Raw genomic sequence first — 14,227 nt, forward strand, 5'->3', positions numbered from 1 at the left:
CACATCACGGACTTAAGGAGGTGTGTCTCGTGGCTAAAAAGGTAATTAAAGTTGTAAAACTACAAATTCCTGCAGGTAAAGCAAACCCAGCTCCACCAGTTGGTCCGGCACTTGGACAAGCAGGTGTGAACATCATGGGCTTCTGTAAAGAGTTCAACGCTCGTACAGCTGACCAAGCTGGTCTTATCATCCCTGTTGAAATTACGGTATTTGAAGACCGTTCCTTCACTTTCATTACAAAGACTCCGCCAGCGGCAGTTCTGCTGAAGGTTGTAGCTGGTATCCAGTCTGGTTCTGGCGTGCCGAACCGTAATAAAGTGGCAACAGTGAAGCGTGATAAAGTTCGCGAAATCGCAGAACAAAAGATGCCTGACCTTAACGCTGCTAGCGTAGAAGCTGCAATGCGCATGGTTGAAGGTACTGCACGCAGCATGGGTATCGTAATCGAAGACTAATTCGATTTTTTGGGGGTTGCGGGTCTGGAAATCCAATTCGCAACCTTTATTAACGTAACCAACTGTATTTTTGATATACAGGGCATGCTCCGGCCCGTTGCTTCGGCAGAATCTGCATAGCAGAGGGAGACACGTGGGAGGTTATTCCGCTAAAACCACATCGAGGAGGAAATGAAAATGGCGAAAAGAGGCAAGAAGTATCTAGAAGCTGCGAAGCTTGTAGACCGCGCAACTGCTTACTCTGTAACAGATGCAATCGAGCTAGTAAAGAAAACAAACATCGCTAAGTTTGATGCGAGCGTAGAAGCTGCATTCCGTCTTGGCGTTGACCCTAAGAAAGCTGACCAGCAAATCCGTGGCGCAGTTGTTCTGCCGCACGGTACTGGTAAAGTGCAACGCGTACTTGTATTCGCACGCGGTGAGAAGGCGAAAGAAGCAGAAGCTGCTGGCGCTGACTTCGTAGGCGATGCAGACTACATCAACAAGATCCAGCAAGGCTGGTTCGACTTTGACGTAGTAGTGGCAACTCCAGACATGATGGGTGAAGTAGGCCGCCTTGGCCGCGTATTGGGTCCTAAAGGCCTGATGCCAAACCCTAAGACAGGCACAGTTACTTTCGATGTAACGAAGGCTGTTAACGACATCAAAGCTGGTAAAGTTGAATACCGCGTTGACAAAGCGGGCAACATCCACGTTCCAATCGGTAAGGTATCCTTCGACAGCACAAAGCTTGCTGAGAACCTGGCAACAGTTCAAGAAGCTCTTGTGAAGGCGAAGCCAGCTGCTGCAAAAGGCACTTACATGAAGAACGTAACAGTTGCTTCTACAATGGGCCCTGGCGTGAAAGTAGACGCTTCTACAATCGGCTAATAATTGGAAGTTGACTTCATAACGAAGTTTCGATATAATCATCTACGTTGTGAATTTAATAAGTGTACCGTAGACAGTAGGTGCCCCCGGGCTTAAACATCCTACCGAGGTGTTGTATAGAGGAACGGATCATTCTGTGACACTTACTGCCTTCATGTCTACACCAGGCATGAAGGTTTTTTAATGCACTTTCGGTGTCGGTACAACAAACCTACAGGAGGTGTAATGATGAGCAAAGCGATTGAAGCTAAAAAACACGTTGTAACTGAAATCGCTGATAAGCTGCGCGCTAGCAAATCTACTATCGTAGTTGACTACCGCGGTTTAACAGTAGCAGAAGTAACTGAACTTCGTAAGCAATTGCGTGAAGCAGGCATTGAGTTCAAGGTTTACAAGAACTCCATGACTCGCCGCGCTGCTGAAGAAGCAGGTGTAGCAGATATCAACGCATTCTTGACAGGTCCTAACGCAATCGCGTTTGGCAACGACGACGTTGTAACTCCTGCAAAAGTGTTGAACGATTTTGCCAAGAAGCACGATGCTTTGGAAATCAAAGCTGGTGTGATCGAAGGCCAACTGGCTAATGCGGCTGAAGTGAAGGCAATTGCTGAACTTCCATCCCGCGAAGGCTTGCTTTCTATGTTGCTTAGCGTTCTTCAAGCTCCAATCCGCAACCTGGCACTTGCTGCCAAGGCTGTGGCGGACCAGAAGGAAGAGCAAGGCGCGTAATTACCAAACATTCATTCTCAGTTATTCATAAACTGGAAAACGAAAAACAAGGAGGATATTCAAATGACTAAAGAACAAATCATTGAAGCAGTTAAAAACATGACTGTTTTAGAACTGAACGACCTAGTAAAAGCAATCGAAGAAGAGTTCGGCGTAACTGCTGCTGCTCCAGTAGCTGTTGTAGCTGGTGGCGCTGCTGAAGCTGCTGAGCAAACAGAATTCGACGTAGTACTTGCTAGCGCAGGCGCTCAAAAGATCAAGGTTATCAAAGTAGTTCGCGAACTGACTGGCCTTGGCTTGAAAGAAGCAAAAGACCTGGTTGACAACACTCCTAAAGCTGTTAAAGAAGGCGCTTCTAAGGAAGAGGCTGAAGAAATCAAAGCTAAGCTTGAAGAAGTTGGAGCAGTTGTTGAAGTTAAGTAATTTCAGCCATACGCTGCAGAAAAAAGCTCGCCCGTGCGCGGGCTTTTTTTTTACCTGAAGATCTCGTAAAGGAGGAATACAGGATGGCAGACCATTATTATTCCAATTCTCCAACCAGTAAAAGCGACAAGAAAAAGTGGAAGTTTGATTTGCGCGGTCAAGCTTTTACATTCTTCTCGGACCACGGTGTGTTTTCGAAAAATGAGGTGGACTTTGGTTCCCGCCTTTTAATTGAAGCCTTTCAGGCCCCGGAAGTGGAAGGCGCTTTTTTGGATGTCGGCTGCGGCTATGGGCCAATCGGCCTGTCTTTGGGAAAAGCCTATCCGTCCCGGCAGGTTGAAATGGTGGACGTGAATGAACGGGCCATGGAGCTGGCGAAGGAAAACGCGGTGCTGAATCGCGTAGAGAATGTGAAGATTTACAAAAGCAGTGTCTATGAGAACGTAACCGGCCAGTTCGCGGCAATTCTGTCGAATCCGCCGATCCGGGCTGGAAAACAGGTTGTGCACGAGATTTTGGAGCGGGCAAATGACCACCTTGTTTCAGGAGGCGAGCTTTGGATCGTCATCCAGAAGAAGCAAGGGGCACCATCGGCATTGGCAAAGCTGGAAGAGATATACCTGGAAGTAGAAGTGGTAGAAAAAAGCAAAGGGTATTATATCATAAAATCAAAAAAACGTTGACGGTTATTTTTGGTTATGTTAACATTATACAATGCCAATGTGTGATTTTTTAAGTTAGGAAATATGTATAATTTTGTCTAACTTGGGAAAGCTAATAAAATCGGTAAGAGACGAAACAGAATGATGGTTTTTCTATGAGAAGCCATTTTTCTTTTTGCGTCACGAAGATATAAGGATGTGCCCAAGGCAAGGCTGCGCCTTTAAGAGCGTCAGCCATCTTTAGGTTGTGCTTTTGCAAACTATTTGCATTATATAATACTCATGATTTGAGGGGTGAAGCAGTTGACAGGTCAACTAGTTCAATACGGACGCCACCGCCAACGAAGAAGTTATGCCCGTATTAGTGAAGTATTGGAGTTACCAAATCTTATCGAAATCCAAACCTCTTCTTATCAATGGTTTCTTGATGAGGGTTTGCGGGAAATGTTCCAGGATATTTCTCCAATCGAAGACTTTACAGGAAATCTATCACTTGAGTTTATCGATTACAGCTTAGGTGAGCCTAAGTACTCGGTAGAAGAATGTAAGGAGCGCGACGTAACCTACGCGGCACCGCTGCGGGTAAAGGTGCGTCTCATCAATAAAGAAACAGGTGAAGTGAAGGAACAGGACGTATTCATGGGTGACTTCCCGCTTATGACCGAAACGGGTACATTCGTCATCAATGGTGCGGAGCGTGTTATCGTTTCACAGCTTGTTCGTTCTCCAAGCGTATACTACAGCGGCAAGATTGATAAGAACGGAAAACGCGGCTTTACAGCCACTGTTATTCCAAACCGCGGTGCTTGGCTGGAGTACGAAACAGATGCGAAGGATGTTGTATACGTACGCATCGACCGCACGCGCAAGCTGCCTGTAACAGTATTGCTGCGCGCGCTGGGATTCGGGTCTGATCAAGAAATCATCGAGCTGTTGGGCGAGAATGAATACTTGCGCAACACCCTTGAGAAGGACAACACAGACAGCACAGAAAAAGCTTTGCTGGAAATCTACGAGCGTCTTCGCCCGGGTGAGCCGCCGACAGTTGATAACGCCAAGAGCTTGCTTGTATCCCGCTTCTTCGATCCGAAGCGTTATGACTTGGCGAATGTCGGACGCTACAAAATTAACAAGAAGCTTCATATTAAAAATAGATTGTTCAATCAGCGCCTTGCTGAGACACTGGTTGATCCGGAAACAGGTGAAATCCTGGTAACAGAAGGAACCATTCTGGACCGCCGTACGCTTGACCGTATTCTGCCGTACCTGGAGCGCAATATTGGCTTCAAGACTGCAAGACCGGCAGGCGGTGTTGTAGAAGATGAGATTTTGATGCAGTCCATTAAGATTTTCGCTCCGGAATCCGACAGCGAGCAAGTCATTAATGTGCTGGGCAATGCCAATATTGACCGCAATGTGAAGCATATCGCTCCGGCGGATATTCTGGCATCAATCAGCTACTTCTTCAACCTGCTGTACAAAGTAGGCGACACAGACGACATCGACCACCTTGGAAACCGCCGTCTTCGTTCTGTTGGTGAATTGCTGCAGAACCAATTCCGGATTGGTCTTTCCCGGATGGAGCGTGTTGTACGCGAAAGAATGTCCATTCAGGATACAAACGCGATTACGCCGCAGGCGCTGATCAACATCCGTCCTGTTATCGCCTCCATCAAGGAGTTCTTCGGAAGCTCCCAGCTGTCCCAGTTCATGGACCAGACGAACCCGTTGGCAGAGCTTACGCATAAGCGAAGACTGTCTGCACTCGGACCGGGCGGTTTGACGCGTGAGCGCGCAGGCTTTGAAGTGCGTGACGTTCACTACTCCCACTATGGCCGTATGTGTCCAATTGAAACGCCGGAAGGTCCAAACATCGGTTTGATCAACTCCCTGTCCTCCTTCGCGAAGGTAAACGAGTTCGGATTCATCGAAGCTCCTTACCGCCGTGTAGATCCGGAAACAGGCCGTGTGACAAGCCGTGTAGACTACCTGACTGCGGATGAAGAAGATAACTACGTTGTAGCACAGGCGAACATGCGCTTGTCCGACGAGGGTGACTTCATTGACGAAGACATCATTGCGCGTTTCCGCGGTGAAAACATTGTAGTAAAACGCAACCGTGTTGACTATATGGACGTATCTCCAAAGCAGGTTGTATCTGCGGCGACAGCATGCATTCCGTTCTTGGAGAATGACGACTCCAACCGTGCGCTCATGGGCGCGAACATGCAGCGTCAGGCAGTGCCTCTGTTAAACCCTGAGTCACCGCTTGTTGGTACAGGTATGGAATATGTGTCTGCCAAAGACTCCGGTGCAGCAGTCATCTGTAAGCACCCTGGCGTGGTAGAGCGTGTTGAGGCGAAGGAAGTTTGGGTTCGCCGTTATATTGATGTAGACGGCCAGAAGGTAAAAGGTGATCTGGACCGCTACAGAATGCTGAAGTTCATTCGTTCCAACCAAGGAACATGCTATAACCAGCGTCCAATCGTAAGTGTAGGCGACGAAGTGGTAAGAGGAGAAATCCTGGCTGACGGTCCTTCCATGGAGAAGGGTGAACTGGCTCTTGGCCGCAACGTTCTTGTCGGCTTCATGACATGGGACGGCTACAACTACGAGGATGCCATCATCATGAGCGAGCGTCTTGTGAAGGATGACGTATACACTTCTATCCATATCGAAGAATACGAATCCGAAGCTCGTGATACAAAGCTGGGACCAGAAGAAATTACACGCGACATTCCAAACGTTGGGGAAGATGCCCTTCGCAACCTGGATGAGCGCGGTATCGTGCGCATCGGTGCAGAGGTAAAAGACGGCGATCTGCTCGTCGGCAAGGTTACACCTAAGGGCGTAACAGAGCTGACTGCAGAAGAGCGCCTGCTGCATGCCATCTTCGGCGAGAAAGCGCGTGAAGTTCGTGATACATCCCTCCGTGTACCGCACGGCGGCGGCGGCATCATCCTGGACGTGAAGGTGTTCAACCGTGAAGACGGCGACGAACTGCCTCCAGGCGTGAACCAGCTTGTACGTGTATACATCGTTCAGAAGCGTAAAATCTCTGAAGGTGACAAGATGGCCGGACGCCACGGCAACAAGGGTGTTATCTCCCGTATTCTTCCGGAAGAGGATATGCCATTCCTGCCGGACGGCACGCCGATTGATATCATGTTGAACCCTCTGGGCGTACCTTCCCGTATGAACATCGGTCAGGTGCTCGAGCTTCACCTTGGTATGGCTGCCCGCCGCCTTGGCATTCACGTGGCAACACCGGTATTCGATGGAGCGCGTGAGGAAGACGTATGGGAAACATTGGAAGAGGCGGGCATGGCTCGCGATGCGAAGACCGTTCTGTATGATGGCCGTACAGGCGAAGCGTTCGATAACCGTGTATCTGTCGGCATCATGTACATGATCAAGCTGGCGCACATGGTTGACGATAAGCTCCACGCACGTTCTACTGGACCATACTCACTCGTTACGCAGCAGCCTCTGGGCGGTAAAGCTCAGTTCGGCGGCCAGCGCTTCGGTGAGATGGAGGTTTGGGCGCTTGAAGCATACGGTGCCGCTTATACGTTGCAGGAAATCTTGACAGTGAAGTCCGATGACGTAGTCGGCCGTGTGAAGACGTACGAAGCAATTGTAAAAGGCGAAAATGTGCCGGAGCCAGGTGTTCCTGAATCCTTCAAGGTATTGATCAAAGAATTGCAGAGCTTGGGTATGGACGTGAAGATGATGTCCATCGAAGATAAGGAAATCGAAATGCGTGACACGGACGATGATGATGACCATCAATCTGCAGACAAGTTGAACATCGAAGTTGAGACAACGAAAGAATAATTGGGTATAACCTGTAGACTAAAGGGAGGTAGGCCCCTTGATAGATGTAAACAACTTTGAATATATGAAGATTGGACTTGCTTCTCCCGATAAGATCCGCTCCTGGTCTTACGGAGAAGTAAAGAAACCAGAAACGATTAACTATCGTACATTGAAGCCTGAAAAGGACGGCTTGTTCTGCGAACGCATTTTCGGACCGACAAAGGACTGGGAATGCCATTGCGGCAAATACAAGCGTGTCCGCTACAAGGGCGTTGTATGTGACCGTTGCGGCGTAGAGGTAACACGTGCAAAGGTGCGCCGTGAGCGCATGGGCCATATTGAACTGGCTGCTCCTGTATCTCACATTTGGTACTTCAAGGGTATCCCAAGCCGGATGGGACTTGTCTTAGACATGTCCCCCCGCGCTTTGGAAGAAATCATTTACTTCGCATCCTATGTTGTGACGGAAAGCGGTGATACACCGCTTGAAAAGAAGCAGCTGCTGTCTGAAAAGGAATACCGTGCATACCGTGAGCGTTACGGCAGCACATTCCAGGCGGCAATGGGTGCGGAAGCAATCAAGAAGCTCCTTCAGGATATCGATCTTGACAAAGAAGTAGATTATCTGAAGGAAGAACTGAAGACAGCGCAGGGACAGCGCCGTACGCGTGCCATCAAGCGTCTGGAAGTGCTGGAAGCCTTCCGCGGCTCCGGCAACGATCCGCATTGGATGGTAATGGATGTTCTGCCGGTGATCCCGCCGGAGCTTCGTCCGATGGTACAGCTGGATGGCGGACGTTTCGCAACGTCTGACCTGAACGACCTGTATCGCCGTGTCATCAACCGCAACAACCGTCTGAAGCGCCTCCTTGACCTTGGTGCGCCAAGCATCATCGTGCAAAACGAGAAGCGTATGCTTCAGGAAGCTGTAGACGCTCTGATCGACAATGGCCGCCGCGGCCGTCCGGTTACAGGACCAGGCAACCGTCCATTGAAGTCTCTGTCCCATATGCTGAAGGGTAAGCAAGGACGCTTCCGTCAAAACCTTCTTGGTAAGCGTGTTGACTACTCCGGCCGTTCCGTTATCGTTGTAGGCCCGAACCTGAAGATGTACCAGTGCGGCCTGCCGAAGGAAATGGCATTGGAGCTGTTCAAGCCGTTTGTCATGAAGGAATTGGTGGAAAAAGGCCTCGCGCATAACATTAAGAGTGCGAAGCGCAAAATCGAACGCGTACAGCCTGAAGTATGGGATGTCCTTGAATCTGTAATCAGGGAGCACCCGGTTCTGTTGAACCGTGCCCCGACTTTGCACCGTCTCGGTATCCAGGCATTCGAGCCAACGCTCGTAGAAGGCCGTGCAATCCGTCTGCACCCGCTCGTATGTACAGCCTACAACGCTGACTTCGACGGCGATCAGATGGCGGTTCACGTTCCGCTTTCTTCTGAGGCACAAGCTGAAGCGCGCCTGCTCATGCTGGCGGCACAGAACATCCTGAACCCGAAGGATGGCAAGCCGGTTGTTACACCGTCCCAGGATATGGTATTGGGTAACTACTATCTGACTCTTGAGCGCGCCGGCGCTGTGGGTGAAGGTATGGTATTTAAAGATACAAACGAAGCATTGATTGCTTACGCAAACGGCTATGTGCATCTGCACACGCGTGTTGCGGTGGCGGCAGGCTCTCTTAATAACGAAACATTCACAGAAGAGCAGAACGGCATGCTGCTTCTGACAACAGTGGGTAAGCTGGTCTTCAACGAAATTCTGCCGAAGTCCTTCCCTTACATTAACGAACCGACGAGAGAAAACCTGGAGAGAGAAACTCCATTGAAATATTTCGTTCCAAAAGGTGCGGATGTAAGAGCGATTATCGCAGAGCGTGAAGAAGTAGCGCCATTTAAGAAGAAAATCCTTGGTAACATCATTGCCGAGGTGTTCAAGCGCTTCAAGATTACGGAAACATCCCGTATGCTTGACCGCATGAAGAACTTGGGCTTCCGCTACTCCACAAAGGCAGGTATCACTGTAGGTGTATCTGACATCGTGGTATTGGGCGAGAAGGATCAAATCCTGCAGGAAGCACAGGCGAAGGTAGACACAGTAACGAAGCAGTTCCGCCGCGGTTTGATTACGGAGGAAGAGCGCTACGACCGTGTCATCTCCATCTGGAGCAATGCGAAGGATGTTATTCAGGGTATGCTGATGAAATCCTTGGATAAGCGCAACCCAATCTTCATGATGAGTGACTCCGGTGCCCGTGGTAACGCCTCTAACTTCACGCAGCTTGCGGGTATGCGCGGATTGATGGCGAATCCGTCCGGACGAATCATCGAACTTCCAATCAAGTCCAGCTTCCGTGAAGGTCTGACGGTATTGGAATACTTTATCTCCACGCACGGTGCACGTAAAGGTCTGGCGGATACTGCCTTGAAGACAGCGGACTCCGGTTACCTGACCCGCCGTCTCGTAGATGTGGCGCAGGACGTTATCGTCCGTGAAGATGATTGCGGCACAGACAAAGGTCTGCTTGTTGCGGCGATCAAAGAAGGCAATGAAGTCATTGAAACGCTGTATGACCGCTTAGTCGGACGTTTTGCAAGACGCGCCATCAAGCATCCTCAAACTGGCGAAGTTCTTGTAGCTGAGAATGAGCTGATTACAGAGGACCTTGCGGATGTAATCGACGCAGCCGGCATTACACATGTTCATATTCGTTCCGCATTCACATGCAACACACGCCACGGCGTATGTAAGAAGTGCTACGGACGCAACTTGGCGACTGGAACTGACGTTGAGGTTGGGGAAGCAGTAGGTATTATTGCGGCTCAATCCATCGGGGAACCAGGAACACAGCTGACGATGCGTACGTTCCACACAGGCGGTGTTGCAGGAGACGATATCACACAAGGTTTGCCGCGTATTCAGGAATTGTTCGAAGCGCGTAATCCGAAGGGCCAGGCGGTTATTACGGAGATTGACGGCACAGTTGCGTCCATCAATGATGTAAAAGACCGTCAAGAGATTGTGGTACAGGGAAGCGTGGAAGCACGTACGTATACAATCCCTTACGGCGCCCGTGTGAAGGTTGCAGAAGGCCAGCAGGTAAACCGCGGCCAAGAGCTTACAGAGGGTTCCATCGACCCGAAAGAGCTGCTTAAGGTCAAGGATATTACTGCTGTGCAAGAGTACCTGCTCCGTGAAGTACAAAAGGTATACCGCATGCAGGGTGTAGAAATCGGTGACAAGCACGTAGAGGTAATGGTACGCCAGATGCTTCGCAAAGTGCGTGTGAAAGATGCGGGTGATACAGATGTATTGCCGGGCACACTTCTGGATGTGCATCAGTTTACAGATGCAAACGCGAAGGTTCTCCTTGAAGGCAAGCAGCCGGCTACGGCACGCTCTGTCCTGCTTGGTATTACCAAGGCGTCCCTGGAAACTGACTCCTTCCTGTCTGCAGCATCCTTCCAGGAAACAACTCGTGTCCTGACTGATGCGGCAATCAAGGGCAAGCGCGATGAGCTGCTTGGTCTGAAGGAGAACGTCATTATCGGTAAGCTTGTTCCTGCGGGTACAGGCATGAACCGTTATCGCAAGGTGGATCTCATTAAGACATCCGCGGACGAGAGCGGCAGCCGCAATGACGAAGTGTTCGTAGAGCACTAAAAATTCCCAAAATAAAAAATGTGTAAAACATGCATGGCGCAGTTGACACTGCGCCATGTAAAATGTTAATATAAGCAAGGTTGCTCTTGGAGATGCGTCAAGCATTCTCGCCGGAAGCCAGTCCAGAAATGAGACAAGCAAAGGATGAACCTGCAGAACCTGCAGCTGGAGCTTCGAAAGAACCTAATTTACGGTTAAAACTGTTTTTGTGAAGGATGCGTATGCTTTGCTTTGCAAGAACTTTGTTTTCAACTTATAATGAACCACCTGGATGTGTGGTCTTATAAAAGACATGAAGGGAGGACAAATCATGCCTACTATCAGCCAATTAGTAAGAAAAGGACGTACTGATAAAGTATGGAAATCTAAATCCCCTGCGTTGAACAAGGGTTTCAACTCTTTGAAGAAGAAAGCTACTGACCTGTCTGCTCCACAAAAACGTGGTGTTTGCACACGTGTTGGTACTATGACTCCAAAGAAGCCAAACTCCGCATTGCGTAAATATGCGCGTGTACGTTTGACAAACGGTATCGAGGTTACTGCTTACATCCCTGGTATCGGCCACAACCTGCAAGAGCACAGTGTAGTGCTTATCCGCGGCGGCCGTGTAAAGGACTTACCGGGTGTACGTTACCACATCGTTCGCGGTGCGCTTGACACAGCTGGTGTTAACAACCGTATGCAAGGCCGTTCTAAATACGGTACGAAGCGACCTAAAGCAGCTAAGAAGAAATAATAGAAATCCCAGATTGAAAGGAGGAACTATACATGCCTCGTAAAGGACCTGTTGCAAAGCGCGACGTTTTACCAGATCCAATTTATAACTCCAAGCTTGTATCCCGTCTGATCAACAAAATGATGATCGACGGTAAGAGAGGGAAATCTCAAACAATCCTGTACAATGCGTTCGATATCGTACGTGACCGTACTGGTAACGATCCAATGGAAGTGTTTGAGCAAGCCCTTAAGAACATCATGCCAGTTCTTGAAGTACGTGCACGCCGTGTCGGCGGTGCAAACTACCAAGTACCGGTAGAAGTTCGCCCTGACCGCCGTACGACTCTTGGTCTGCGTTGGTTGGTAAACTATGCTCGTCTTCGCGGTGAGAAGACAATGGAGCAACGTCTTGCGAACGAAATCATGGATGCAGCAAACAACACTGGTGCATCTGTGAAGAAGCGCGAAGACACACACAAGATGGCAGAAGCGAACAAAGCATTCGCTCACTACCGCTGGTAAGATTAACTTTAGCATATGCATAGATAGCCTTTATATGTCGTTCATAGAAGTGTGGAGAGGAAGAAATTCCTCTCTCTTCCATGAACGTCCATTTACATAATTGGAATCGTTCAGGATATACTTACCATGTATGACGATTAAGGTGAAAATATGCTCCCATATTAAAAAAACCAATCCTCTTTAGGAAGGAGAAAATACCAAATGGCAAGAGAGTTCTCCTTAGACAAAACTCGCAATATTGGTATCATGGCTCACATCGACGCTGGTAAGACAACGACGACTGAGCGTATCCTGTTCTATACAGGCCGTGTACACAAGATTGGTGAGGTTCACGAGGGTGCTGCTACAATGGACTGGATGGAGCAGGAGCAAGAGCGTGGTATCACGATCACATCTGCTGCGACAACAGCTCAATGGAAAGGCAACCGCGTAAACATCATCGATACACCAGGACACGTAGACTTCACAGTTGAAGTAGAACGTTCCCTGCGCGTACTTGACGGTGCTGTAGCAGTTCTGGATGCTCAATCCGGCGTAGAGCCTCAAACTGAAACAGTTTGGCGCCAAGCTACAACTTATGGTGTACCTCGTATCGTGTTCGTTAACAAGATGGACAAGATCGGTGCAGACTTCCTGTACTCTGTAAAGACACTGCATGACCGTCTGCAAGCAAATGCGCACCCAATCCAGCTGCCAATCGGCGCGGAAGATCAGTTCAGCGGTATCATCGATATCATTGAAATGAAAGCGCATATGTACACAAATGACCTAGGTACTGACATCCAAGTCGTAGACGTTCCAGAAGAATTCCAAGATCAAGCAGAAGAGCTTCGCGGCTCCCTGATTGAAGCACTGGCTGACTTCGATGAGGAACTGATGATGAAATACCTTGAGGGCGAAGAAGTTACAGTAGAAGAGCTGAAAGCAGCGATCCGTAAGGCTACGCTGAGCGTTGAGTTCTTCCCTGTAGTGTGCGGTTCCGCCTTCAAAAACAAAGGCGTACAGCTGATGCTGGATGCAGTAATCGACTACCTGCCATCTCCGCTTGATGTTCCTGCGATCAAAGGTATCGTTCCTGATACTGATGAAGAAGTAGAGCGTCCTGCTGATGACAACGGTCCATTCTCTGCTCTTGCATTCAAAATCATGACTGACCCTTACGTTGGTAAGCTGACATTCTTCCGCGTTTACTCCGGTAAAGCAGAAGCAGGCTCTTACGTAATCAACTCCACTAAGGGCAAGCGTGAGCGTCTTGGCCGTATCCTGCAGATGCACGCAAACTCCCGTCAAGAGATTGCTGTATGTTACTCCGGTGACATCGCGGCAGCTGTAGGTTTAAAAGATACAACAACTGGCGACACTCTATGTGATGACAAAAACCAAGTAGTTCTTGAGTCTATGACATTCCCAGAGCCAGTTATCTCTGTTGCGATCGAGCCGAAGTCCAAGGCTGACCAGGATAAGATGGGTACAGCACTTGTAAAGCTTTCTGAAGAAGATCCAACATTCCGTGCTCATACTGACCAAGAGACTGGCCAAACGATCATCTCCGGTATGGGTGAGCTTCACCTTGACATCATCGTTGACCGTATGCGTCGCGAGTTCAAAGTAGAAGCTAACGTAGGTGCTCCTCAGGTAGCTTACCGTGAAACATTCCGTGCAGCTGCGCGTGTTGAAGGTAAATTCGCACGTCAGTCCGGTGGTCGCGGTCAATTCGGACACGTTTGGATCGAGTTCGAGCCGAACGAAGAAGGAAAAGGCTTCGAGTTCGAGAACAAGATTGTCGGCGGTGTGGTTCCACGTGAATACATCCCTGCTGTACAAGCTGGTCTCGAAGACGCACTGAAAAACGGTGTACTTGCTGGCTACCCTCTGGTAGACATCAAAGCTGCACTGGTTGATGGTTCTTACCATGACGTTGACTCCTCTGAAATGGCGTTTAAGATTGCTGCGTCCATGGCACTTAAAGCTGGTGCTTCTAAGTGTAACCCAGTAATCCTTGAGCCAATCATGAAGGTTGAAGTTGTAATCCCTGATGAGTACCTTGGTGACATCATGGGTGATATCACTTCCCGTCGCGGTCGTGTAGAAGGTATGGAAGCACGCGGTAACGCTCAAGTTGTCCGCGCAATGGTTCCACTTTCTGAAATGTTCGGATACGCAACGTCCCTGCGTTCTAACACGCAAGGCCGCGGTACATTCTCCATGGTGTTCGACCACTATGAAGAGGTGCCACGCACAATCTCCGAAGAGATCATCAAAAAAAATAAGGGTCAATAATTGATTTTTGACCAAGCATCAAGTATAACTACTTATGTACGCCTAGAAAGTGGAAACGGGTTATGCCGTCCCACTTTCGGGCA

At 49.1% G+C, this 14,227-nt stretch carries 10 protein-coding genes and 1 other annotated feature; all 10 genes read left to right on the top strand.

The window, feature by feature from the left end; genetic code table 11:
• Positions 1 to 29: 29 nt before the first annotated feature.
• The 10 genes from rplK to fusA all read left to right on the top strand — a co-directional run bounded on the left by rplK (position 30) and on the right by fusA (position 14,144).
• Positions 30 to 455: a 50S ribosomal protein L11 gene (rplK, locus tag NK662_RS21480; RefSeq protein ID WP_165350875.1), complete on the top strand. Its 426-nt coding sequence runs from the start codon at positions 30 to 32 to the stop codon at positions 453 to 455.
• A gap of 177 nt (positions 456 to 632) precedes the next feature.
• Positions 633 to 1,325, top strand: coding sequence for a 50S ribosomal protein L1 (gene rplA, locus NK662_RS21485; RefSeq protein WP_254761028.1), 693 nt, complete (start codon positions 633 to 635; stop codon positions 1,323 to 1,325).
• A gap of 49 nt (positions 1,326 to 1,374) precedes the next feature.
• Positions 1,375 to 1,516: a sequence feature (ribosomal protein L10 leader region), on the top strand.
• 37 nt (positions 1,517 to 1,553) lie between these two features.
• Positions 1,554 to 2,054, top strand: a complete 501-nt coding sequence (rplJ, locus tag NK662_RS21490; protein ID WP_254761029.1) for a 50S ribosomal protein L10 — start codon at positions 1,554 to 1,556, stop codon at positions 2,052 to 2,054.
• A 63-nt stretch (positions 2,055 to 2,117) separates the two neighbouring features.
• Entirely contained in the window at positions 2,118 to 2,477 is a 360-nt protein-coding gene (gene rplL / locus NK662_RS21495) for a 50S ribosomal protein L7/L12 (protein WP_254761030.1), read from the top strand.
• An 83-nt stretch (positions 2,478 to 2,560) separates the two neighbouring features.
• Positions 2,561 to 3,160: a class I SAM-dependent methyltransferase gene (locus tag NK662_RS21500; protein ID WP_254761031.1), complete on the top strand. Its 600-nt coding sequence runs from the start codon at positions 2,561 to 2,563 to the stop codon at positions 3,158 to 3,160.
• Between the two features lie 282 nt (positions 3,161 to 3,442).
• Positions 3,443 to 6,976 (top strand): DNA-directed RNA polymerase subunit beta, encoded by a 3,534-nt coding sequence (gene rpoB / locus NK662_RS21505; RefSeq protein WP_254761032.1) that lies wholly within the window; start codon positions 3,443 to 3,445, stop codon positions 6,974 to 6,976.
• A 37-nt stretch (positions 6,977 to 7,013) separates the two neighbouring features.
• On the top strand, positions 7,014 to 10,625 hold the full coding sequence (gene rpoC, locus NK662_RS21510) for a DNA-directed RNA polymerase subunit beta' (protein ID WP_254761033.1): 3,612 nt from the start codon (positions 7,014 to 7,016) through the stop codon (positions 10,623 to 10,625).
• Between the two features lie 310 nt (positions 10,626 to 10,935).
• Entirely contained in the window at positions 10,936 to 11,361 is a 426-nt protein-coding gene (rpsL, locus tag NK662_RS21515) for a 30S ribosomal protein S12 (protein ID WP_254761034.1), read from the top strand.
• 32 nt (positions 11,362 to 11,393) lie between these two features.
• Positions 11,394 to 11,864, top strand: a complete 471-nt coding sequence (rpsG, locus tag NK662_RS21520; RefSeq protein WP_254761035.1) for a 30S ribosomal protein S7 — start codon at positions 11,394 to 11,396, stop codon at positions 11,862 to 11,864.
• A 201-nt stretch (positions 11,865 to 12,065) separates the two neighbouring features.
• Positions 12,066 to 14,144: an elongation factor G gene (gene fusA / locus NK662_RS21525; RefSeq protein ID WP_254761036.1), complete on the top strand. Its 2,079-nt coding sequence runs from the start codon at positions 12,066 to 12,068 to the stop codon at positions 14,142 to 14,144.
• Positions 14,145 to 14,227: the final 83 nt, after the last annotated feature.

The sequence above is a fragment of the Ectobacillus ponti genome (genome assembly GCF_024294785.1).
GTDB classification, from domain to species: Bacteria; Bacillota; Bacilli; order Bacillales; family Bacillaceae_G; genus Ectobacillus; species Ectobacillus ponti.